Source organism: Microcoleus pseudofavosus SVA1_A4 (assembly GCF_036700565.1).
Classification (GTDB): Bacteria; Cyanobacteriota; Cyanobacteriia; order Cyanobacteriales; family Microcoleaceae; genus Microcoleus.
On record NZ_JAUBPE010000037.1, the window covers coordinates 24,596 to 48,919 of the forward strand.

The following is a 24,324-nucleotide window of genomic DNA, read 5'->3' on the forward strand; positions in this document are numbered from 1 at the left end:
ACAAAAAATCACAATGTAAAAACTGGTTGGCACAAAAGAGGGCAGAGTGGATGAACAACGGCAAAGTAAGAATTTACGAATTATCACGGGAACTAAATTTGGATAATAAAGACATCTTGGCAGTTTGCGAGCGGCTCAATATTTCAGTCAAGAGCCACAGCAGCACAATTACAGAATCAGAAGCAGAACGCATCCGCAAAACGGCGGAAAAATACGTAGCCAGCAGCCACTCTTCCCCCGGCAAGCCAGCTCCCCCCGAAAGAGCAGCAGCGCCATCTAGAGAATCTGGCCCTCACCCTAACGACCAACAAAAAAAGCAGCAAATTTTAGAAATACGCAGTCCAAAAGTACGGCAGGCTGGTGCCTCCTCCCAGCCTGCGGGCAACGAGGATCAAAAAAACCAGCCAGGGGCCACCGTGGCAACTCCTCCCAAATCGCCCGCCGCTCAACAACTCCAGCCTCCAGCTAAACCAAATATCAATCGACCTGTACTGTCAAAGCCAAATGTCGCTGTCTCGGCGGCTCCGTCAGAAACAGTGTCGGAAACAGTGTCGGAAACTGTAGGTGCGATCGCGGAAACAACCGCCCAGGCTCAGGCACCGGAGGCACCTCAACCTTTATTGGAAAAGGCTCCCGAACGCACCAAGCAACCGCCGATCGCCCCCCCCGGGCCGTCGGCAAAACTCACGTCGCCGCCAGTCAGAGGGGCGTCGGAGTCGGCTAGCCGTAGCCCACAAAATCTGGGAAACAAGCCGGTACTCAAACTTGCCAAAACTGAGCAAGAGCTATCAGAACAGACAGAAACTCTGGAAGCGCCGGCTAAACCGAGCCGCCCCAGCAGACCCGCACCGGGCTCTGCTACCGAATCTCGCGACGCGCAAAGACCGCGCCGAGAAGGCGCTGGTGGCCCAGTCAAAACTCAACTGGCCGATCGACCCCAGCCCGGTGGCCCGCGCCGCAGCCTTGCCCCGGCAACGTCAGCTACCGGGCTGCGCAGCCGCGGTGGTGACACCGGAGCCGCAGGGGATGACAGTGACGATAATGAAGAAGATAATACGCCGTTGCTGGGGATTACTCTCCTCGAAAGGCCCTCCCTCCCTCGTCCTGCCAAAAAGACTTCGGTCATTTGGGAAGAAGATGATGACGAAAACTCAGATGCTGCCAAAGCTGCCAAGGCTGTTAAGGCAAAACGTTCTCGCCTCAAACCAATAGATGAGGATGACGACGACTTAGAAAACGGCTTGGATATGCCAGCACCAGTCACGGTCAGCCTGTCCCTAGCCCGCCCAGCTAAGGCGAAGTCACAAGCAGCACCCAAGTCAACACCAACTCCGGGCGCACCCGGAAGCAGCGGAAAAAATAAGAGACCGGGCCCTTCTCACGATAAAAGTTCTTCTTCTGGTTCGACCGGGGGACGCGGCAACCGGGGCAAAACAGCCGAAGCTAAGGTAGAACGTCCAGAAAAGCTGCTGCTGAGCAGGCCGATGACCGTTCAAGAACTAGCAATTACTTTGGCAGTTCCCGAAACCGAAATTATTAAGCGGCTGTTCTCTAAAGGTATTGCGGTCAACATTACCGAAACCTTGGATATTTCAGCGGTGAGAATGGTAGCCGAAGAAATGGGCGTAGAGGTAGAAACCCCAGAAAAAGTCGCCCCAGCACTCAAAGTGATCGAGATGCTGGACGCAACAGATATGGAATACCTCCAGCGCCGTCCGCCAGTGGTAACGATTATGGGCCACGTGGATCACGGCAAAACTACCTTGCTCGACTCGATCCGCAAAACAAAGGTGGCTCAAGGAGAAGCTGGGGGTATTACCCAGCACATCGGCGCTTACCACGTGGATGTGGTACACGAAGGCAAGAGCCAGCAGGTGGTATTTTTGGATACGCCCGGTCACGAAGCCTTTACAGCGATGCGGGCTCGGGGAACGCGGGTTACGGACATCGCCATCTTGGTGGTGGCGGCGGACGACGGCGTGCGACCTCAGACAATTGAAGCTATCAGCCACGCGAAAGCGGCGAAAGTGCCAATTGTCGTGGCTATCAATAAAGTTGACAAGGAGGGCGCTCAGCCTGAACGCGTGAAGCAAGAGCTTACTGAGTACGGCTTGGTCGCAGATGACTGGGGCGGTGATGTCACGATGGTTCCAGTCAGCGCTATCCGAGGCGAAAACCTGGATACGCTTTTGGAAATGATTCTGACAGTCGCGGAAATGGAAGACCTCAACGCTAACCCGAACCGACCGGCTAAGGGTACGGTGATTGAAGCTCACCTCGACAAGGCAAGGGGGCCTGTGGCAACTCTGCTGGTGCAGAACGGCACTCTGCGAGTGGGCGATATTGTGGTCGCAGGCTCTGCTCTGGGCAAGGTGCGCGCAATGATCGACGATCGCGGCGATCGCGTAGACCAAGCAACTCCTTCCTTCGCGGTGGAAGTGCTGGGGCTGCGGGAAGTTCCTCGCGCCGGAGACGAGTTTGATGTCTTCGGAAACGAAAAAGAAGCAGCGGCGATCGCCTCTGGAAGAGCTACATTCCAACGAGATTCGCGCCTGCTCCAAGGCGGCCGGATCAGCCTCAGCGGCTTCTCTCAACAAGCTAAGGAAGGCGTTCTCAAGGAACTCAACTTGATCTTGAAGGCAGATGTTCAAGGCTCGCTCGAAGCAATTGTCGGCGCTCTGACTCAACTTCCTCAAAAAGAAGTTCAACTCAGGCTGCTGCTATCTGCTCCTGGGGAAATCACAGAAACGGATATTGACCTCGCCGCAGCCAGCAATGCTGTGATTATCGGGTTCAATACTACTCTCGCCACCGGCGCTCGCCAAGCGGCCGACCAAGCGGGTGTAGACGTGCGGGAATACAGCATCATCTACAACCTCTTGGATGATATTCAAGGGGCGATGGAAGGTCTGCTGGAACCCGAACTGGTGGAAGAACCTCTGGGAAGCGTGGAAGTGCGCGCTGTCTTCGCGATCGGTCGCGGGGCTGTGGCTGGATGTATGGTACTCTCTGGCAAAGTCATCCGTAACTGCAAGGTGCGGGTGCGCCGGGGCAACAATGTCGTTTACGAAGGTGTACTCGACTCCCTCAAACGGATGAAGGAAGATGCCAAGGAAGTCAATGCTGGCTTTGAATGCGGCATTTCCTTGAGCGGGTTTAGCGACTGGGCGGATGGCGATATTATTGAAGCCTACCGGATGGTTACTAAGCGCCGGACTCTATCTCAATAGTTTTGAGTTTTGAGTGTTGAGTTGGAAGAGAAGTTTTGAGTGAAAGGAACTAAATTGCCTCTAGCTCGCAACTATTCTCTTCACTCAATACTCCAAAATTCATCACTCTCAACTTTTGTTTTTCACTTAAAATTCAAAATTCACGCACTCAAATAAGACTTACGGAAAGAAACCGGGTTTATTCCCAACATCCTCGGTTTGACCGCTAGATATGTACTCCTCGCACTGGGTTTCAGGGTCAAGAGTGCGTCTGAGACTGTCAAAACTCAAAATTCAAAACTCATAACTCATAAATATTTAAAGTGCGTTCTTTTTGGTCAGATCCTTTCTTGTGGATTCACCTTTCTGGGGCGGCTGCACTGCCGATTTTCCTGGGACTGTGCTTGCTGGGACTCGCAGTGGGTTCTCCCCTGCTCCCTGTCTGGTTAGAAATGTTTTTAGTGGCTGTAGCAGGTATTGCTCCTGTGCTGTGGATGCAGTGGTTCCGCCCTTTTTACATTTTTAGTATTTTAGTTGTGGCGGTGAAACCGCAAAATTTAACTAATGCGCAGCAGCAGATTCTGACTCGGTTTAAAACTAAGTTAAATCAAGGACTCGCTCTTTTTGTCGCTGTTTTGCTGGGAGTAATTTTGTGGCAACTCTACCGATGGGCTCCCCTCGCAGCTTCGGTGGCTCCGTTTCCTCCTTCGTGGCGGTGGGCTGGATTGTTGTTGGCAGTTGCTGCTTTTTTAGCTAGCAATTTGTTTTTGCAGGTGTCTGCTAGTGTCATGGCGGTTTTGCTGACGCCGGAATCAGAATTGGCAGCGACAAAGCCTCATGTTTTAGAAAAAATTCGGCAGGATTTTACGATCGCCCCTTGGCAAGTCGATCGACTTTTGCCGGCTTTTGCGGGCGAGACAACTGCCGCGGTGGCTGCACCCGCAGAGTCAATGGGGCCAGCCTCCGGCATAGGGAATTCGTCAGCCGGCAGTATTGTCAACCCAAAACCTGCTGACACCAACGGCGTTATATCTCTACCCGAAGAGTCGAGCGAAAAAAAGTGAAATAAAAAATTAAGAGAGGGACAATTGTAGTTTAAGCTACTTTAATTTGTACAGATGTATGCTGTGAAAAAAATAGGTAAGGTCCCTCTTCGGATAGAGATTATTAATAGTCTTAATATTTAATTTTTAATCGCAGGTTGTGGATATTTTATGTTGGCTCTTTGGAGAGAAGAATCTATAATAGAGAGTGTCAAGGTCAGCTTTCAATCCTTACAGGGGATTAAAACAGAGGTATAACAATATGGCGAATTATCTACCGATCGCACAACAACCTCAAGCCGCAGAGCCGATCGAGCTGTGCGAAGATTCTGAAATCTGGGGCAGTCTCAAATCCGCGATCGGCGCAAGTTCAGGATTTCAACGCTGGCAGCTAGAACTCAATTTTGAGCGTCAGCAGCAAAATGCCACCATCGATCAGCAGGTTCGCTCCTATCTGCGGGAAACTTTAGAAACTTTGGCTTACTGAGAACCTTAAAACCAAATATTGTCACGGTTTGTGAATTTTACAGGCAAATTCGGCCGGCTTCCCCTCCAATATGCTAAGTGAGTGCCGAAAGTGAGTGCCGATCGCAACTTCGGACATCAAATTGCAGGGGACAGTATTTCTACTTATTAAATAGGGATTAATTCCCGCATCCTACCTGCAACACACTCTCAGAAAAATCTAGAGAAAATTAGCCTGAAACCCCAGACAAAGCGACTGCGGCCGCTATCTATTGACTTGGCTGTTGCCGAAATTCTTTATAAGAATGCTGAAGAAAAATAAAATTAACAGTGCTAGAGTGGCAGTATATCAAACCGTCCACATCAACTTGATTACAAACCTTTTGCACCGTAAGTCCTATTTATTTTTCATTTTGTGTTCATTTTATGCAGAATCTGCTCTTGGCGCCTAGCAGCAACTTGTGGCCAAGTCAACTCCAAAGCTCGCTGGCGGGCGGCGGCTCCCATTTTAGCCCGCAAATCAGGAGAATTAGATAGTTTTCGCAGTCCCTCCACCCAGGCGTCAGTATCGTAGGGAGGAAGAATTATGCCCTCTATGCCATCACGCACAACACCACCTCCTCCCATCGGTGAAGCGAGAATCGGCAAACCATGACCCATTGCCTCATAGATGACGAGTGGGCTACCTTCTTCAAGACTGGGAAAGGCAAAAAAATCAGCTTGGCGATAGGCAGAACTGTAGTCCAAAGCATAATCAAAGTGAACTACATCCGAACGTTTCAGCAAATGGCTGCAAGCTTGAGCGATCGCCGGTTCGAGCTTGCCAAAAATTGTCAGCGATCCCTTAATCCCAGCTAGCTCCCAAGCCTGCAAGAGCAGGTGAACCCCTTTGCGGACGCAGGCAGAACCTAAGAAAAGGACATTAACTTCCTCTGAGGGCGGTTTGTGGGATTGATAATGGGGGAAACGCTCTGGCGACCAACCTTCAGTGGTTAACAGCAGTTTTTCTTCAGGAACTCCGGCTTCTTGAAACGATTTTACTACTGCCGGACTGGGACAAAACAGAAAGTCAACTAGCTTGAGTTTTTGCTCTTCGATCTGAATTTTTTCTGTGGTAATTTCGTGTTGAGGTTGCAATTCCAAGCGAGAGTAAGCATCGTCAAGGATACTCTTAGCTTGCCTTTGACAACTATTAACTCGCTCCCAAAAAATCGGCTTACTCTGCTTGTTAACGCTCTTTACAGTATCTACTGAGATACCGGGCCACAAGTAGGCAACATCAAAATTTTTGATATCTTTGAGAAAACGCTTCTCTGCCTTGATTTTGGGCAGACTAGGGCTGCGGTAATACAATTGTGTCAGAAATGACGGAATTGCTTCAACTATATTGGAGCCGCGGCACGAGCGATCGCAACTCGGGACAACCATACGTGCCTTCAGCTCAGGACCTTGCCATTCTTTGCACACTGAAAAAAATACGTGGCTGATGGCTCGGTCATTGCAATGAATTGGGAATAAAGCACTCAGTTTTAACATAGCATTACTTTTCAATTAACTCAATTTTTTCTGCTTTCATCTAAACATTAGACCTCTTGAAAAATAACTAGGACGGGTTCTCGTGTCCATCCCACAAGAGTCATTTTTTCTTGTGGAGTGGGACTCCCGCTTGCTCCATAAAGTGAGAAAAAGGATTTTTGCAAGAGGCCTATTCACATAGGAGAGGAGTGCTCAGTTTGTAGAGCTGTCTTGTTTTATCTTGTTTTATTTAAAAGCCGATTTCGTAACCTGAAAAGGACTGTACTGTAAAACTATAACATTTAAGTAAAAGCACTGCAAAGGCCCTAAAAACTAACAGAGCGTTGTGGAGTTAAAAAACATCCTAGTTGCTTTTATTAAAAAACAGCTAGGATGTTTTAATGACAACCTATTTCAAGACTTTAGTTTGCTGTTGCCAAAACTGGACTTTTAGCTTGGCCGATCGCCAAACATTTTTTAACAGCAGCAATTACATCTTCCACATCTGCATCTGTTAATTTTGCCGAAATCGGCAAGCTAACTGTATGCCGCCCGATGTAAGCAGCATTTGGATAGTCTTCCGGCTGCCATCCAAACATTTCTTGATAGATAGGATGTTCCGGCATACTCATATAATGTACGCCGACACCGATATTTTCAGCATTGATAGCGTCGAGAAATTCGTCGCGGCTGATTCCAGTTTTGGCTTCATCTACCAGAATGGTGTAGAGGTGATAAGCGTGAATTGTATCCGGTTCGGGGTTGGCTGGCAAAGTAATCGGCAAATCCGCAAATGCTTCGTTGTAGCGCTGCCAAATCTGCTCCCGCCGCTGCCAATAAGGGGCGACTCGTTTCAATTGATGAATGCCGATCGCAGCTTGCAGATCCATCATATTGTATTTAAAACCGACTTCCACCACTTGGTAGTGCTTGTAACCCGAGTCGCTGAAGCGCTTCCAAGCATCTTTGCTCATACCGTGCAGCGCTAAAATGTTGAGCCTGTCGGTATCTTCTTGACTGGCGGCCAGAATCATTCCTCCTTCCCCGGTCGTAATGTTTTTGGTAACATAAAAGCTGAAGCATCCGAAGTCGCCAAATGTGCCTGCTTTCCGTCCCTTGTACTCTGTTTCGATCGCGTGAGCACAATCTTCAATTAACTTCAAGTTGTGACGGCTAACAATTTCGCAAAGCGCATCCATATCGCAGGGACGACCGGCGAAGTGAACCGGCAAAATTGCTTTAGTTTTTGAAGTGATTTTAGCTTCGACTTGAGCCGGGTCAATATTCATTGTCACCGGATCTACATCCGCCAGTACCGGTGTTGCCCCTGCATGGATGATGGCATTAACTGTAGCGCAAAAAGTCATCGGAGTAGTAATGACTTCATCCCCCGGTTCCAAGCAAGCAGCGAGGACGCTCAAGTGCAGTCCCGCCGTACAGGAATTGACTGCAATCGCGTACTGGGAACCCTTGTAAGCATTGAATTCGTCTTGAAACTTCCTGACTTTAGGGCCTGTACCCAACCAACCTGTTTTCATGGTTGCCACCAATTCTTGAATTTCAGCATCTTCGATCGCCGGAGCACCGAAAACCAAGAAACGGTCTTTTGAACGAATAGGATTGTTGTTCATGTTGCTAGTGTTACCCAGTAAATAGAGTCGAGCGAGTTAAAGTTTAGACCCCTGAAAAGTAGTAAGATTTGATTGGGATTTGAGGGACTGTTAATTAATGCAGTCTCTCACCGTTTTTTTCAACTTTTTTTAGTCAAGAGTTTTGGGGAATGCGTTGGGTCATGGCATTTGTTATAGCACTAGCTTACTAATGACCAGCCGTTTTTCCGCAAGCGCCTGACTCTGACGGCGTTTTTCTATCTTAAGATAGATAATCTGCAATGTCCACCCGATCGTATTTCAGTTTATGGGGGATACACAAGCTCTTGCCCACATTGTTCGATAAAAATACTTCGATAACCAAAAATACGGATATTTTATTGAGAGTGGTTGTAAATCCTCGAACATCTATCCCGAGACTTATTTTACAGCTTAATTAAAATCCGGCAAATTTTGCACAAATAAAATGTGACTCTGCTGTAATTTATGCAGGTTCAGCAGCATTCTGCGACCGATCGCACGAATCAACCCTCCTCGACAAAATCCGCTACAATCTAGGCAAGCGAATCTTGTTCAAAATGTCTTGCAGCCGTTCTGAGACGCCGCCCAATTGTTCTGACAAAGCTACAAGTTTGCCGTAAGCTTCAACTAAGCGATCGCCCTCAACGTAAACTTCTGGAGTCGGATAATTCTTCATCGCCTCCAACAGCGTAATCTCGTTATCATTAGTTGCAGACAGCACCAAGGCCTCGCGCAAAGCTTCTCGATTTGCATTCCCAGAAGGAGTGCGAATTACCTGACCCACTTCATCGAGAATTATTTCCCCAACCTTACTGTTGAGCGTTTGATCCAAAAACTTTTGACTGACTTTTACCGGTCTCGTCAGACTGCTGCGAACCGCTTCCGGGTCTTTTTTTGCCTTTCCCAGCAGCATTTCTAAACCGGGCGACATTTTCCCAGTTTCTGCAAAAATTTCTAATTCGCTGACTGGTAAAGTCATGCGGATCGCACTGTATTTGAGCACTACCTTTTCGGCAGCCGCCGCAGCACTGCTGTAAAATACAATTCCCGCACCTGCTGCTAAAAATAACGTCCACCGCTCTTTGAAAAATGACTTGCTCATAGTAAAATCTCCCAACATCTTTTTCTAATTTGAATGTGACACATCTACCAATTTCCCGCTCCTAGAAAAATGCCGAACGCCAGCTCTTCTATCAGTGAAGGCTGGCGCTGGGCTTAAATTTATTTTATATATTTAGGGTCTTTATGAAAGCTGACCCCAATTGAACGAATTACAAGGGGTTTATGATTAGGGCCTTTAAATTTGCTGACCCCACTTGAACCTACTGTATTATTACAGGGATCGATCGCAAACCAGGATTTCATAATAATTTCTTTATATTTATAACTTTTCCTTGCCTCAGATTGATTTTTGTCTCAATTTGTAAATTTTTGTTACTTCGACTTCGGGGCTCGGCCCTCGGCGCGCTGTTCCCAGCGAAACAGGAACACCATCAGAGCCACAACTCCGACTTGGAGGGCAAAATTGGGAAAAGCAGAACCAATTTCCCGCCCCGAGGCAATTTTAGCGAGGAAAACCACGCCGCCGATAAAGCCGGAAGCGCCGCAAGCTACGTAAACAAACTGTCGCAGAGGCCGGTAGGGAGCGGCAATTTCTGCGGTTAAACGCTCGTATTGTTGGCGGCTGAGGTTGCGGGGGTTTTTTGGGATGTTTGTGCGATCGTCCGAATTTGGGGCTGGCATAGATTTAGGAAATAGGTAAATTAGGATGGAGCCACAAAAACCCAGTTTCTACCAAAAATCCTCTGGCTGAGGTGGCCAATACGGTCTAAAAACCAGGTTTTTGGTACTGTGGGCGCAAGTCGAGTGAATATTAGACTAGAACAAATATCTCACAACTGCCGAAATAAATCATCGCTGAATCCAAACCACAACTGTCTGCAAACAGCCGACAAAAACGCCCAAAATCCCTCCTAAATTTACAATTCCCTGCAACTCGCTTTGGACAATTCCCTGAATTGCTAACTCCAACTCTTCAGGAGAAGTGCCTTTTACTCGATCGACAATCACCTGGTCGATATTCAAAATCGGGATAGCCTGAGCTACAATATTTTCTAAATCCCGCTCTAGATAGCGCTCTAAAACCAAAGCCAGTTCTTTGCTGACAATTTCCAGAGAAGCGCTCATCACCGCTGAAGTTTGCAATCGATTGAGAATCAACCGCGAAATATTTTCCCAATCAATAGATTTGCTCAACCCCTCAAGTACCTCTGTACCCCGCTGTTGAACGTAGCTGCGAACGCTGTCGCGCATAGTTTTTCGCAACTGTCTCACAGTCGAAACCGGTAAATTTTGCATCGACAAATTTTGCAGCCATTCCTGAAGTCGCCCGCGAATTCCCAAAGAAACAGTTAACTCTGCTAACCGCTGATTTGTCGCTTGTCTATCATCCAGACAAAAAGTCCGCAGCCGAGTTAAAGTGTTGCGCAAACCAAACAAATTTGCTACTACCCAATAAGTGCCGCTGGTTTTTTCTCGAAAGCCTTCATCAATAATCGAAATATTGCGATCGGTCAAAAAGTCAATCAAAGCCTGCCGCAGCACTTCCGGCGGTATTACTACCTGCAACAGCCAATCAGCCAACTGGCCCGCCTGAGCTTCAGTTAACTGAATCTCCAGCAAAACTTGGTCAAAAATTTGATTGAGTTGAGCTTCTAAAAAATCTTCCCGGCGCGCCAAAACTTTGAGAATTCGCGGCACGGATTCCCCCAGCAAATCTCGCAGAATGTTAGCGAGAATTTTAGCCGTTTTTTGCTCTGCGTCTGCCTTTACCTGATCCAGCGCCAACTGCAACAGCCAGAGAATCACCGACTGCATCCGTTCAGTTTGCAGGAGGCGGCGCGCTAAGTTTTGCAGTTCCTGCGGCGTCAGCAGCGAACCCATAATTGTGTCGGAAATTCGCTTTGCCAAGCGCTCTTGGTTGCGGGGGATCAAGCCTGGAGTGAAAGGCAACTGCCGCCCTTTGATATAAAGAGCTCGATAGGGGCGGAACAGCATTTTGATAGCTATATCATTAGTGAAATAGCCAATAATTCCTCCCACTACAGGTGGGGCCAACAACAGCCAAATGTCAGACGGATTCATCAATAATTGGGAATTGGGAATTGTTGATTGTTGACTGTTAACTGTTAACTGTTGACTGTTGACAACTGACAACTGACAACTGACAACAGTCAACTGACTAATACCAATACTCCCATCATAGCTCCGGCAATGGGATAGTGGGTGGCGGTGGCAAATCCGGCTTGGCGGGCGATCGCCACTTGCTCCTGGCCGATCGGGAATTTTTCTAAACTAGGATTAATGTAGGCATATTCTTGAGTCATGCCAAATTGCTGAGCAATGGGCACTACGAGAGTGTCTAGATAAAACTGCTGAAAGCTCCGCATTAGGGAATTGCTGGGGCGGTGGAGGTCGAGAATAGCGGCTTTTGCACCGGGTTTGAGTACGCGGTGCAATTCCTGAAGACTGCGGGGGATGTCCGTCACGTTGCGCAGGCCGTAACCCATTGTGGCGCAGTCGAAGTAATTGTCGGCAAAAGGCAAGTCTAGGGCGTCAGCTTCTACCCAGGTAATGGGACTAGAAGGGGTGAGAAAAGGTCGATCGCGCCTGGCCGCAACGGCCAATTGTTCGGCAGAAAAATCTACTCCAAATACGCAACCGGTAGGCCCTGCTTGTTTTGCCAGCAGCAAAGCTAGATCCCCGCTGCCGCAGCACAAGTCTAAACAAGTATTTCCGGCACCCGCACTGCTCCATTTCACCGCCATTTGCTTCCAAATCCGGTGCTGCCCAAAGCTCAACCAGTCATTCATTTGGTTGTAAACTGGTGCAATTCGATTAAATATAGTTTTAATTTCTTGGGCGTTATTAGTCATTAGTTATTAGTCATTAGTTATTAGTTTTTAGTTTTTGGTGAGTGGTGATGGGTGATTGGTTATAAAAAAAACAATTAATCCGTTCCTTCATGTCATGCTGTCGCCAGTCATTAATGCTTTTTTATTTATTAGCTATCGGTTATATTTGGTCTTGAATCATTGGTTTGCTATCATTTTCGACTCAAGACAGAGAGCCGACTGATGACTGATGAATGATGACTGATGACTGATGACTAATGATTAATGACTGATGACTGATGACTACTGAGCCTGAAAACTCGTCAATACCAAAGCAACTTCTTGAGCCGCGAGGTGAACTGTTGTGAGTTCGTCGGGGCGCAGGGAACAAGGTTGCTTCCACTGAATGGAAATCAGGGCGATCGATCGACCTTGGTGAATCACCGGAACGCTTAGGTGAGCTTGAATGCCGGATTTTTGATAGTGCGGCAGGCTAGCCAAGGCGGAGTCGCTGGCAATATTCACAGCACCCTGAATAGTTCCAGAGGTTATTGCTTCTCGAACCAGAGGGTCATCTGCCAGCCAATTTTCCACGGGTGGGCCGCTGGTGTGACTGCCTTGGGATGGCATTAAAACAGTTTCTTCCACCAGTTGCAAAATGCAAGCGTCCGCCAAAAAATTATCGCTCACAGCAGTAGCAATCGGCTCTAAACTTGCTTCCAAACTCGGATAATCCACAGCCGTTTGCATGATTGTTGCTAACAGTTGTATTTGATTTTGGGCGCGGTGCAATTCCTCAGTCCGCTGCTTGAGAACTTCATAAGTCTCGGCCGCTTTTTGCACCACCATTTTCAATTCGTTGGGGTCCCAAGGCTTGGTGATATACTTGTAAACCTGTCCCGAGTTAATCGCATCCACCAAGTCTTCAATGTCCGTAAAACCAGTCAAAATAATTCTGACCGTATTCGGAAACTGGGGCACGGTTTTGCTCAGAAACTCCGTTCCCTTCATTTCTGGCATCCGCTGGTCGGAAATGATGACGGCGACCTCGCCCTCGATGCCGAGGACTTCCAAGGCGCGAATTCCGCTCTCAGCTTTGAGCACGTTAAAATCTCGTCGGAAAGTGCGGTAGAGTAAATCCAGATTGTCTGGTTCGTCGTCTACTACCAGCATTTTGGGTTTTTTCGGTCGGTGTAGGGTCATGAGCTGGCGTTTAATTTGTTCTAGCTCTGGAATGGCATTATACATAACAATAGGATAAACTCCCCTTTATAAATTTAGGCGAGCAACTATTCTGTAACAATAGTCTAATAACTCACTTACTATCAATCTATAGCTCTGCCGCGACACGAGCCTTGCTGGTATCCAATCACACATAACTTAGCGCTGATTTTTAATCCAATTATGACTGATACACCGCAAGATTCATCCGCTCCTACATCTGAACCCTCCGCCAATGCTGTGGATGTCGAAAAGTTAATTCGATCGCTCCGCCGCAAAGAAGGCACTTGGGTAGAGTGGGGACAGGCCTGCACTGCACTGCAAAAAGCTGGCTACAACTCTCAAAGGATTTTTGAAGAAACTGGTTTTGAGCCAATTCAGCAAAATCAGGTCAGCGTCGCTGCCCAAGTTTACACCAGCATGGTCAACGCTGGGGCTTCGGAAGAAGTTCGATCGCACTTTTTGCGAAAAGGTAGTGATATTTTATACGAATTTCGGATTCTCTCTCAAGTAGAGCGGGCCGGCGCGGCGGCTTTGATGCTAGCCCACAATTTGGATGTTGACGATGCTCGCCAAGTGGCTAAAGCTATCAAGGAGTTTTCGCACTTCGGGAGTCTCCCGCAGGGGTTCACAGACACTCCAGGGGATGCTGTAGCTTACCAGTGCTGGCAATTGGCGAGACAGAAAAGCGATTTGCAAGAGCGATCGCGCTTAATTGCTCGCGGTTTAAAATTAGCTAGCAGCCAAACCGCTAGGGCGCAAATCGAGCAGTTGCTCGTCGATTTTACCGTAGTTTCGAGGCGTGCGGCGCCCCGCTTGCCCGTCTACCGGCTCGATTCTGAGGAACAATTGCCCCGGATTGTCCCGGTTGTGGGCAAATTGCCCCTGTCTACGTCAGATTTGCTGGCAGTGCCTTTGCCGGAGGAAATCTGGCCGTTCCGAATGGTAAAATTTTCGGGAGCAGGAGCTTGGGTGGCTATTCCCGGATGGCAGGTAATTTTGAACGCTGAAGATCCGGTGGCTGTTTTGGAAATGAGCGATCGATTGCCGGTACCGCTGCAAGGAAAAGTTGAAGAAGTTTTGATTATTGCCGATCGAGCGCAAAGACAGTGGGATGCTGACAGTTATTTCCTCGCCGATAACGGGGGAAATTTAGAATTGTTTTGGTTTGAAACATCCCCGGATATTTCGATTTTGGGGCGAGTTGTTTTGGTGATGCGCCCGAAAAAGATTGTGGATGAAGACTATACCAAAGATGGATGGCAAATAGATGATTAGTCAGTTGTCAGTTGTCAGTTGTCAGTCAGTTGTCAGTTGACTGTTGTCAGTTGTCAGTCATCAGTCATTAGTTAATAATTATTAGTTAGTTAGTCATGATTGTCAATCATATCAATTCCGGTAGCATCGGAATTAATATTACGTACAATCAGGACACGGCAGTGCCGTGTCCCTACAATTAATCGGGGTAGGGACACGGCACTGCCGTGTGCTCCGTTTATATCATTCCGATGAAGAGCGGATTTGATATCAGTCTTTTAGGGGCAGGCTCTCTGGCCCACTCACAAAAAAATTCACTTTTGTGAAACAGACGGGCAAGCCTGTTCTTAAAACCAATTGCTAATTCGCAGCGGGCGGTTTCGGTTCTTGAATTTTCGGAACAGAATGCTGTTTCTTAAACCGATTAAAGCCGTAAACCGCCGCCGCAATTAACAGAAAATAAGGACTGTAAGCCAACAGCCAAATACCCAAACCAAACAAACCGAGCGTCAATTCACCCACAGAATGAGTCGCTTTCCCCCAAGTTTCCTGCACCCGCAAACCTAGACCAGGTTCGGGAGTTTGTTGAGCCGAGACTGCCGCTTCTAGAGTTAAGCTAATAGTCGAATAGGCTACTTGATTTCGCAAACTTTTTAACTGAGCGTCAATGCGTTCGATCGACTCCCGAATATTGCTCAACTCTTGAGCAGCTTTGAGCACGTCGCCGACAGAACCCGATCTCTCCATAATTTTTAACACCATTTCCTCCGATTTGCGGAGGTTCCGCAGTCTAGCCTCGCTGTCAACTAATTGATCGGTAACATCCTCAGCGGTAAGCCCTCGGTTCTCTACAGTTCCGAGTTTTGCCAAAGCATCTAAAGTAGTTTCTAACCGTTCTTGAGGCACGCGAATCTCCACAGACGCCGTTTGGCGGACACTCGAATCCGGCGGCTTTTGATTTTGGAAACCCAAGATATCGCCTTGCTGTTTTTCGACAATATTAGTAACAGATTTAGTGGTGGCGTCAATAGATTTGACAACTACACTGAGTTCGGCTTTTTTAATCAGTTGGGGACGGGTTGCTGGAGTTTCTGCTGCTTTTTTTGATGCACCAGGAGTTTTTGACCTTTGTTGGGCTGGCTCGGGTGCGGGTGCCGATTGTGGAGCCGATGCGGCAACTTTGTTTTCACGGCTGCTGGATGAAGCTGCGCCGCCTGGAGCGCTGCCGGTCGGTGGAGATCCGCAGCTCGGCAAAGCAATGGCTGAAGATAAAGTTAAGAATGCCACAACAGCAAAGCGAGTTGTGCTGTTGTTGGCTGGGTTTGGGTTTGGCTTGTGCGGCGGGGAATTGGTTTTAAGGTGAGTTTTCATTGAGGGTTTGTCCTGTAAAAAATGCTTGGGTATTGAATTTTATGCTGGTTTCAATTTAAGCTCGAATAGATAGCATTAGTTTAGCCGATACCGAAATGGAAACGGTAGAGGTTGAATACTTTGGGATTTTTAACCGCAGATAAACGCAGATGTAATAATGACTGATGAATTTGATACTGATTTTATGCGATCGACAACCGATATCGATCGCCCGGAGGCCGCCTCAGCGCTTTCAAACTCAGCGGCTGCTGCCGTTTTGCGAGAACAAGCTTGCCTTAAAATTCGCGAAAGCTTGCGTGCGGGGCAGCAGGACATGGCGGACTGGAAAGGCGGCCCCCTTGCTGTTTCGGCGGTTCCGGGGGCCGGGAAGTCTACGGGAATGGCTGCTGCGTCGGCAATTGCGATCGCCCGCAACCTGCTTCACAACCGCCGCCAGTTAATTGTCGTGACATTTACGCGATCGGCTGCTGCTAACATTAAAGCTAAAATTCGCGAAAGACTGCAACAATTGTCTTTATATCAAGGCGGTTTTGCCGTGCACACTTTGCACGGTTTAGCTTTAAACATTGCGATGCGCCATCCCGATTTGTCTGGTTTAAATTTAGAAAATTCAACTTTAGTTACTCCGACTCAAAGCCACCGATTAATTCGCACCTGTGTAGAACTTTGGATTGCGGAAAATCCCCGCCGATATCAAGTTTTGTTGGAAGGACAGCAATTCGACGGAGAGGAAACGGAGAGGCTGCGGCGACAATCGGTTTTGCGGACGGAAATTTTGCCGCAGTTAGCTAAAACCGTGATTCACGAGGCGAAATCTTCAGGTTTATTTCCCGAACAGTTGTTAGAAATGAGCGCTCTTAATACTGGGGACGGTTATGAGATTTTAGCGGTAGCTGGGGGTTTGTATCAAAAATATCAGGCTTTGTTGAGGAGTCGGGAATTCATCGATTACGACGAGATGATTTTAGCAGCTTTGCGGGTGTTGGACAATCCGGCAGCCCGGGCGATCGAGCAAAAACAAGTATTTGCCGTTTTTGAGGACGAAGCCCAAGATTCTACACCTTTGCAGACTAGGCTTTTGGAAACATTGGCGATCGATCCAGACCGTCCTGACTTACCTCCCAATTTTATCAGAGTTGGCGATCCAAATCAAGCTATTAATTCTACTTTCACTCCCGCAGATCCGATTTACTTTAACAAATTTTGTGACGACTGCGCCGTAGAGAAGAAGTTAGCAACAATGGACGGCGCAGGGCGCAGCACCCAGGTGATTATCGATGCAGCCAACTTTATGTTGCAATGGGTCAATCGCTCCGAATTGGCTGGAACAGAACAGCCTTTTCGCGACCAAACTATTAAATTAGTTAAAAGCGACGACCCGCAAAAAGATGCAAATCCCGCCCCCATCGGGATTGGTTTAGAATTGCATACTCCCCGCGATGTTTACCATACAGTTGAGTTAATTGGCAAGCGAGTAATTGAATTGGTCGAGCAGTTTTTACCTGCGGATTTTGAATGGGCAAGCAATGACAAAGAGCGGGAATCTGGCGGTGAAGCGAGCAATGGGGAAAATAGCATCAAATTGCCATTAGAAAAACTCAAATCTATGGCTATTTTGGTGCGGGAAAACAAACAAGGCAAGTTTATCAAAGAAGTGCTGGAGAATCCGAAAAAACACGGATTAAGCTTTGATTTGCGGAAATACGGGATTAAAATTGAGGATGTCGGAGAGCGCGACCGGCATTCTCAAGTACCTTTGGAAATCTTAACACTGCTGCAATTTCTCGATCGCCCGCACTCTCCAGATTACCTGAAAGCAGCATTAAAGATTTTGAGCGATCGGCAACTCATCCCCAAACAAGACTACAATGCTTTTACTACCAGCCCCGAGCAATTCCTTTACCCCGGCCCGCTAGACCCGAAACAGTCAGACCCAGTTCGCAAATGCCGCTATTTTTGCTGCGGTTTGCTGCAAGCTCGCTTGGAACTGCCGCCCTACCAAATCATATCATTCTTAGCCTTAGCGCTGCAATACGACCAAACAGAACTAGCCACCGCCGACAAATTAGCAGAACGGGTAGCAATCCAAACAGCCGGCAACAATTCAATGCACAATATTTTGGACGTACTGAGCGAAATTGTCAGTTCAGAAAGATTTGAACCTGTAGATGCAGACGACAAAATAGAAGAACGCTATACCAGCAAAGGTCAACTAACAATTATTACCATGCACAAAGCCAAAGGCTTAGATTGGGATTGCGTATTTTTGCCGTTTCTTCACGAACAAACCATCCCCGGAAGTTTGCGAGTTTTGCCGCAAGCCAGATTTTTAGGAGATTTCACATTAGCAGAGGTAGCGAGAGCACAAATTAGAGCAAGTTTGCACGAAAAATATCCTTTACCAAATCTAGGCGAAGCGTGGGAACAAGCAGGTTATTTGAAAACAGCAGAAGAGTTTCGACTGCTGTATGTGGCGATGACGCGAGCAAAAAGCTTGCTGTGGATGGCGGCGGAGAAAAAAGGGCCTTTTACTTGGAACAAACCCCAGAATTTGCAGGAGCAAAAACCTTGTCCGGTAATGCCTGTTTTGAAGCAGCAGTTTCCCGAAAATGTAATCCATTATAATATGATACAATAAAGTAGTGTACCAGAAACTATAAGGGGGATACTATGGCACGGGCTGTAGATGTGGCGAAATACATCTTAACTAAAGCTGGTGAAATGACTGCCATGAAGCTTCAGAAGCTTGTGTATTACACTCAAGCATGGTCTCTTGTTTGGGATGAAAACCCGTTGTTCGAGGACGATATCCAAGCTTGGGCTAATGGACCTGTAGTTCCAGTTCTCTATGACTATCATCGAGGCCAATTTAAGGTAGACAAAAATACCTTTTCTGACGGAGACATTGATGCCCTCACTCCCAACCAGAAGGACTCTATCGACAAAGTTCTTGATGCCCTGCAAGAAAAGAGCGCGCAGTGGCTGAGTGAATTAACCCATATGGAAGCCCCATGGAAGGATGCTAGAGGCGATCTGAAGCCTACAGAAAAATGCGATAAGGTAATTCTCTTGGCTGCAATGCACGAATACTATTCCAGTTTATGACAGACAAGCTTTCAAAAGCTCAGAAGAGAATGTTACGTCAAGAAAAAAAGGCCCAGGCGCAAAAGGAGAAAGCGGTAAAACTTTTGTCTGGTGTCGAAAACTTGGCAACTAAGACTGTGAAAATAGCACCTATACCAGAGCTTGATTGGAAAATTGTAAAAGTTCAAGAACAACCAGACAGAACCAAATCTGTATACATTCCTAGCGAAGAAAAGTTTTCATTTGATTGTAATTTGACATGGTGTACAACCATATCTGATTTAGAGGGAGAGTGGTCATGGAAAGAGCAAAGACGCTGGACTGAAGAAGAATGGAATACTCAAATACTTTTAAATTTCAGCTTGCTAGAAAAATCCACTTGGTCTGAAATTTTATTTGAGCACAAGACTCCTGCAAAAGGCGAGAAAAGTGTACCTAAACATCATCCTCAAGAGCTAACTACTTTAGTTAAAGAAGCTCAGACTAGGTGGATTGAAATAGGTTTAGAGGAGTACGATACGGCTTTTCGTTTTAGATTTACTGGTACTATTAGAGCCTGGGGCATAAAATTGCAAGGCCATTTTTATTTGATTTGGTGGGAAAGATATCACAACATATATCCAGTGTGAAGTCAAATACTTCACCTATGATTCGTAAAGTATCATAGAGAAGTCCAAAAAAGTAGCGCGATCGGGAGTCAAAGTATGCAAGCGATTCTTTTAAGCCGTGAAATCGCATAAAAATGCGATCGCTCAACTTAAAATCAATAGAGCGACATCTACCTTAAAACTCCCTATGACCAACTCAGAAATTCGCACCAAAAATATCACAATTCCCAACGGAGATTTGCAAATCGCCGCATACCTAGCCCAACCGGCAGCAGCAGGGGAATTTCCCGCAGTCATCGTCATTCAAGAAATCTTTGGCGTCAACTCGCACATCCGCGAAGTTACTGAAAGAATAGCAAAAGAAGGATATGTGGCGATCGCCCCAGCCATTTACCAGCGTCAAGCCCCAGGCTTTGAAACGGGCTACACACCCGAAGACATCAAAATCGGCAGAGAATACAAGGAACAAACCACCGCATCCCAACTTCTGGGCGACATCCAAGCCGCCATCGATTACCTCAAAACTTTACCCTCTGTCAAACAGCAAGGTTTTGGCTGCATCGGTTTCTGCTTTGGAGGGCACGTCGCCTACCTCGCCGCTACTTTGCCCGAAATCAAGGCTACAGCGTCGTTCTACGGCGCTGGTGTCGCCACTCTAACCCCCGGCGGCGGAACCCCGACGATCGCCCGCACAGCAGACATTAAAGGCACTCTCTACGCCTTTTTCGGCACTCAAGACCCCAGCATTCCGTTAGAACAAGTTGACCAAATCGCCGCCGAATTGCAAAAACACAGTATTTCTCACCAAATTTTCCGCTACAATGCCGATCATGGCTTCTTCTGCGACCACCGCGGCAGTTACGACGCTACGGCAGCAGCCGACTCGTGGACGCAGGTGAAGCAGCTATTTCATCAGCAACTTCAACCAGCTTAAAGAGTGGGAGATGGGGAGATGGGGAGATGGGAAGATGGGGAGAGTGGGAAAATTTTTCTACTGACAACTGACAACTAAATTACTGACAACTGACAACTAAACTGACATGAATTCCAAATCTACAGGTTCTCAAAGCGCAAAAGCATCCTTTTCAATGGATGATTTTGCTAAAGCCCTCGAACAGCACAATTACGAGTTCCAGAAGGGACAAGTAGTGCGCGGCAAAGTGTTCGAGTACGACTCAAATGGCGCGTATGTTGATATCGGCGGCAAGTCTTCGGCTTTTTTGCCGATCGAAGAGGCTGCTTTGAGAACGGTAACTGATTTGTCGGAAGTGGTTCCGCTGGAAGAGGAACGAGAATTTTTGATTATCCGCGAACAAGATGCAGACGGCCAAGTTACCTTGTCTTTGCGGCAATTACAAATTCAGCAAGCTTGGGAAGATTTAATTGAATTGCAGGAAACCGGTAAAGTTCTTCAGGTGCGGGTTTCTGGGGCGAATAAGGGCGGGGTGACGGTAGATGTTCAGGGAATGCGCGGTTTTATTCCCCGATCGCACTTAGTGGAACGCGATAACATGGAATCGCTGATCGGTCAATCTTTGAGCGTGAATTTTTTGGAGGTCGATCGCGAGCGAGAAAAACTCGTACTTTCCCAGCGGATGGCCACTCAATCGAATGCTTTCACTCAGTTGCAAATCGGTCAGTTGGTGGAAGGAAAAGTCAGCAGCATCAAGCCTTTTGGCGTGTTTGTGGACTTGGAAGGAGTTAGCGGTTTGCTGCACATCAAGCAAGTCAGCCAAAAATATATTGATAACCTTGGAAAGGTCTTTGCTGCCGGTCAACCCCTGAAAGCGCTGGTGATTGACCTCGATCAAAGTCGCGGCAGGATTTCGCTTTCTACTCGGGTACTGGAAAATTATCCAGGGGAAATGGTGGATAAAATGGCGGATGTGATGGATACCGCAGAAGAGCGATCGGAACGTGCTCGAAAAACTCTTTCTTAAGTCTTGACAATTTTACTCGTTTACTCGTTTTTAGGCTCAACCTGGGAACGAGTAAATGAGGGGGAAATTGGGGAAATGTGCGATCGGGCTTCATGTCTCTATCCAGAAATGGACTCCCCGATTTGTACCGCTTAACAGCGGATGATTTTAAGCAGATTTTAAGCCAATTTTAAACAGATTCCTCCTTGTTTCTGAGTAGGCAAAATAGTCAGTATTAGAAAAATTTAAAATAGAAAGGACAAGTAATGAAAATTCGTGAGGTACTCAAGCGATTAGAAGCAGATGGATGGTATGAAGCAAGAATGCGAGGAAGTCATCGAGTCCTGAAACACCCTCAAAAATCCGGTATCGTAGTTGTACCGGGTAGTTTTTCCGATGAAGTCGCCATTGGAACTCTCAAAAGTATTTGGAAACAAGCACAACTGGAGGACGAATAATGAAAGAATATATTGTAATTTTTGAATGGGCTGGCACTAACTATTCAGCTTATGTTCCAGATTTGCCTGGTTGTATTTCTACAGGTAAGACACTTGAAGAAACAGAAAACAATATTAAAGAAGCAATTGAGCTTTATATTGACACCCTCCGAGAGGATGGTCAACTCATCCCAGAACCATCGCTTAAGGCTAAGGCAATTTCTGTTGCGGCTTAATTCCCGTAAACAGGACTTACGCGCCAACTCTATTTGTAGGGTGAGCATTGCGCACCCTACTAACTCTTGTTGTCACCCCGTGAAGGACTAAAGTCCTTACTACAAAATGGTTTTTTCGCCCGTTTTCCATTAAATAGGCCTGGCCGCAGTCGAAATTGTTTCAGTCTCCACCTTTGCTTCCACCGGCCAAGAATTTTCCATCTCTACTATTTGTTTCGGCTGATAAACTGCCAAGTCGAACCAGAAAGTCGTACCCACATTAACTTCGCTAACTAAATTAATTTTAGTGTGGTGCTTGTCAATAATGTTTCTGACAATAGAAAGACCCAATCCCGTTCCTTCTAGAGTGTGAACTCGGTTTTCTACCCGGAAAAAGCGCTCGAAAATTGCTTGTTGGTCTTCTGGATCTATGCCAATGCCAGTATCAGAAATTTCGATCCGCACTACCGGAAAATGTCTGGCATCCGGTGAAAAGTTGTGGTTCCCTGATGCGCCGTCTTTGTGGGTAGCCGCCTCCGACTCTAACAAATACGCTCGAATTGCCACCTTGCCGCCGGATTGCGTAAATTTTAAGGCATTTCCTACTAAATTTGCAAATACTTGCAGCAGCAAATCGTAATGACCTAAAGCAGGTGGCAAATACGGGTCAACTTGTTGCTCTAATTCGATGCCTTTATCCTTAGCATTCAACTGATAAGTCCGCAGGGTTTGTTCCACAGCTTGCGGGAGGTCAACAGCATCCAAGTGATAAACTCGGCAGGATTCCAGCCGCGACAAGTCTAACACGTCGTTAACTAAACGGGTTAGCCGATCGGTTTCTCGATTGGCAATTTCTAGGAATTCCCTGCGCTCGCTTTCTTGAAGGTCTTCTCCGTACTCATAGAGAGTTTCAATAAAAGATTTGATATTAAACAAAGGTGTTCTCAGTTCGTGAGAAACATTGCTGATAAAATTGCTTTTAGCCTCATTTAGTTCTACTTCGCGAGTGATGTCCTGCACAGTCATCGCAATGCCTTTGAGACTCTCGCGGTATTGCCCCGAACCTTGATGCTTGGAGGTTTGCTCGTAGAAAGTACACTCTACCGCGATCGGGCGTTGCGGCTCGGTACAGGTATTTTCTTCGTGGCGGACGCAGCTTTTGCACAGCGGTTCAGTACCGGGCGCTTTGTGCAGAATGACAGTAGTTAAAACAATCCGAATTGTACGGTTGACTGGTTCCCCGATCGAGATGCGAAATTCCCCGCCTTCGCGATCGCCCGCCGCTATTTGGTGCAGGGGTCTGGCCAAATCCTGCTGCACTTCCGAAGGCAAAATGTTCAGAACATTGACTCCGATCGCATTTCTGCCTTCCCATCCAAAAATCCGCCGGCCCGTCGGATTGACTAAAATTACCTGCAAATTCGCGTCCAGCAACAGCGCCCCGTCAGCAATAGTTGAAACCAAAGTTTCTAACTTCGCTTTTTCCGCTGTCAGCTCTTCAATATTTTGTTCTTCATAACTTTCTAGTTTCTCGGCCATCTCGTTAAAACTGCCGATCAACTCGCCCAATTCTCCCCCTAAAGGCAGGTCAACTCGCTGCTTAAAATTCCCGCTGGCGATGTTTTTGACCCCGAAGACTAATTGTTTGATCGGCTGAGTAATTGTCAGGGCGTTAAATACAGCGCCCAAAATTACCATCACCCAAATGGTGACAAATACTGCTAAAGTGACATCCCTAGTCAGATTTGAAGAGATAACTGCTGCGGGATTTGGGTTAATGCCGATCGCCAGCACCCCCAAATATTTATCTTCATGAATTAGCGGCACAAATACGTCAGTAACTTCTCCGTCTGGCGTCAAGTGCTGTCGCACCAAAGGCAAAGAAGTTAAATTTCTCGCCTCAATGTCGGCGATAAAATTATCCGGGAGTTTAATTTGGCGGCGCAGCGTCAGGGAAGTTTGTACCTCGGATTCCGAGAAAGGTATCCCCAGAAAAATATCCCCTAATTCGTCTGCGTACAGCATATAGCGGACGCTGGAGGTGCTGCTGTAAAATTGGCGGGAAAAGCGGGCGACTTCGGAGCGATCGTTTTTCGCAATCAGCGGCGCCACATTTGCCGATAACAGCAGCCCGAGGTCGCGGCCGTAGCGAGTATCGTTAAGTCTGGCGTCTTGCTGGATAGTATTCACGGCCCAGAATGTCAGGCCGCTCATAATTAACGAAACTACGAGGGTAGCACCGGCCATCAGGCGGGTCTGGAGGGTAAAATCCGACCACCAGCGGGCAATAATTTCTCCGATTTTGTTTAGTATGGCCAGCATTTTACCAGTTCAATATTAAAAGCAGGGTTGATTAACTTGGCCCCTTCTCAGATTTTTTACTGCGACTTGTGTACTGCCGCGGCAGAGATGCCAAACTTCATTGTTACACTTCTACATGAAGATTGCTTGGCTTT

The 24,324-nt window shown here is 47.2% G+C and carries 20 protein-coding genes; 11 read left to right on the forward strand and 9 right to left on the reverse strand.

Translation table 11 applies throughout. The features are described from left to right. The first annotated feature begins 50 nt into the window (after positions 1–50). From infB to QUA02_RS17300, 3 genes are all read left to right on the forward strand, one after another. Positions 51–3,230, forward strand: coding sequence for a translation initiation factor IF-2 (gene infB / locus QUA02_RS17290; RefSeq protein ID WP_333029415.1), 3,180 nt, complete (start codon positions 51–53; stop codon positions 3,228–3,230). A 302-nt stretch (positions 3,231–3,532) separates the two neighbouring features. Further along, positions 3,533–4,273, forward strand: coding sequence for a low-complexity tail membrane protein (locus tag QUA02_RS17295; RefSeq protein ID WP_333029416.1), 741 nt, complete (start codon positions 3,533–3,535; stop codon positions 4,271–4,273). Between the two features lie 241 nt (positions 4,274–4,514). Next, positions 4,515–4,739, forward strand: a complete 225-nt coding sequence (locus QUA02_RS17300; protein WP_333029417.1) for a hypothetical protein — start codon at positions 4,515–4,517, stop codon at positions 4,737–4,739. Between the two features lie 386 nt (positions 4,740–5,125). Here QUA02_RS17300 and QUA02_RS17305 read toward each other — a convergent pair whose 3' ends face one another. The 7 genes from QUA02_RS17305 to QUA02_RS17335 all read right to left on the reverse strand — a co-directional run bounded on the left by QUA02_RS17305 (position 5,126) and on the right by QUA02_RS17335 (position 13,004). Further along, a complete protein-coding gene (locus tag QUA02_RS17305) occupies positions 5,126–6,145 on the reverse strand; it encodes a glycosyltransferase family 4 protein (protein WP_333029418.1) in 1,020 nt (339 codons plus the stop codon). 509 nt (positions 6,146–6,654) lie between these two features. Next, a complete protein-coding gene (locus QUA02_RS17310) occupies positions 6,655–7,863 on the reverse strand; it encodes a DegT/DnrJ/EryC1/StrS family aminotransferase (RefSeq protein ID WP_333029419.1) in 1,209 nt (402 codons plus the stop codon). Positions 7,864–8,389: 526 nt separating this feature from the next. Then, complete coding sequence (locus QUA02_RS17315; RefSeq protein WP_333029420.1) at positions 8,390–8,965, reverse strand: alpha/beta hydrolase; 576 nt, start codon at positions 8,963–8,965, stop codon at positions 8,390–8,392. 332 nt (positions 8,966–9,297) lie between these two features. Further along, positions 9,298–9,606, reverse strand: a complete 309-nt coding sequence (locus QUA02_RS17320) for a DUF3493 domain-containing protein (protein WP_333029421.1) — start codon at positions 9,604–9,606, stop codon at positions 9,298–9,300. Positions 9,607–9,774: 168 nt separating this feature from the next. After that, positions 9,775–11,007 carry a DUF445 domain-containing protein gene (locus QUA02_RS17325; protein WP_333029446.1) on the reverse strand — a complete coding sequence of 411 codons (1,233 nt, stop codon included), beginning with the start codon at positions 11,005–11,007 and terminating at the stop codon, positions 9,775–9,777. Positions 11,008–11,096: 89 nt separating this feature from the next. Continuing rightward, entirely contained in the window at positions 11,097–11,798 is a 702-nt protein-coding gene (gene ubiE, locus QUA02_RS17330; RefSeq protein ID WP_333029422.1) for a bifunctional demethylmenaquinone methyltransferase/2-methoxy-6-polyprenyl-1,4-benzoquinol methylase UbiE, read from the reverse strand. Positions 11,799–12,059: 261 nt separating this feature from the next. After that, positions 12,060–13,004, reverse strand: coding sequence for a response regulator (locus QUA02_RS17335; RefSeq protein ID WP_333029423.1), 945 nt, complete (start codon positions 13,002–13,004; stop codon positions 12,060–12,062). Between the two features lie 156 nt (positions 13,005–13,160). On the opposite strand from QUA02_RS17335, the gene QUA02_RS17340 reads away from it, so the two are divergent. Then, complete coding sequence (locus QUA02_RS17340; protein ID WP_333029424.1) at positions 13,161–14,255, forward strand: RuBisCO accumulation factor 1; 1,095 nt, start codon at positions 13,161–13,163, stop codon at positions 14,253–14,255. A gap of 339 nt (positions 14,256–14,594) precedes the next feature. On the opposite strand, the gene QUA02_RS17345 is transcribed toward QUA02_RS17340, so the two are convergent. Further along, on the reverse strand, positions 14,595–15,605 hold the full coding sequence (locus tag QUA02_RS17345) for a DUF4349 domain-containing protein (protein WP_333029425.1): 1,011 nt from the start codon (positions 15,603–15,605) through the stop codon (positions 14,595–14,597). Between the two features lie 157 nt (positions 15,606–15,762). Between QUA02_RS17345 and QUA02_RS17350 the strand changes: the two genes are divergently transcribed. From QUA02_RS17350 to QUA02_RS17380, 7 genes are all read left to right on the forward strand, one after another. Beyond that, on the forward strand, positions 15,763–18,243 hold the full coding sequence (locus tag QUA02_RS17350) for an ATP-dependent helicase (RefSeq protein ID WP_333029426.1): 2,481 nt from the start codon (positions 15,763–15,765) through the stop codon (positions 18,241–18,243). Positions 18,244–18,275: 32 nt separating this feature from the next. Then, positions 18,276–18,710 carry a Panacea domain-containing protein gene (locus QUA02_RS17355; RefSeq protein ID WP_332983702.1) on the forward strand — a complete coding sequence of 145 codons (435 nt, stop codon included), beginning with the start codon at positions 18,276–18,278 and terminating at the stop codon, positions 18,708–18,710. Continuing rightward, positions 18,707–19,318: a hypothetical protein gene (locus QUA02_RS17360; RefSeq protein ID WP_333029427.1), complete on the forward strand. Its 612-nt coding sequence runs from the start codon at positions 18,707–18,709 to the stop codon at positions 19,316–19,318. The genes QUA02_RS17355 and QUA02_RS17360 overlap by 4 nt, the downstream gene beginning before the upstream one ends. A gap of 166 nt (positions 19,319–19,484) precedes the next feature. Continuing rightward, positions 19,485–20,231, forward strand: a complete 747-nt coding sequence (locus QUA02_RS17365) for a dienelactone hydrolase family protein (protein WP_333029447.1) — start codon at positions 19,485–19,487, stop codon at positions 20,229–20,231. A gap of 106 nt (positions 20,232–20,337) precedes the next feature. Continuing rightward, positions 20,338–21,237 (forward strand): S1 RNA-binding domain-containing protein, encoded by a 900-nt coding sequence (locus tag QUA02_RS17370; RefSeq protein WP_333029428.1) that lies wholly within the window; start codon positions 20,338–20,340, stop codon positions 21,235–21,237. 245 nt (positions 21,238–21,482) lie between these two features. After that, complete coding sequence (locus QUA02_RS17375; RefSeq protein WP_333029429.1) at positions 21,483–21,674, forward strand: type II toxin-antitoxin system HicA family toxin; 192 nt, start codon at positions 21,483–21,485, stop codon at positions 21,672–21,674. After that, complete coding sequence (locus QUA02_RS17380) at positions 21,674–21,889, forward strand: type II toxin-antitoxin system HicB family antitoxin (RefSeq protein WP_236506900.1); 216 nt, start codon at positions 21,674–21,676, stop codon at positions 21,887–21,889. The genes QUA02_RS17375 and QUA02_RS17380 overlap by 1 nt, the downstream gene beginning before the upstream one ends. A gap of 129 nt (positions 21,890–22,018) precedes the next feature. Here QUA02_RS17380 and QUA02_RS17385 read toward each other — a convergent pair whose 3' ends face one another. Beyond that, the gene (locus QUA02_RS17385; protein WP_333029430.1) at positions 22,019–24,190 is read right to left on the reverse strand and encodes an ATP-binding protein; all 2,172 of its coding nucleotides are present in this window, start codon (positions 24,188–24,190) and stop codon (positions 22,019–22,021) included. Positions 24,191–24,324 lie beyond the last annotated feature (134 nt).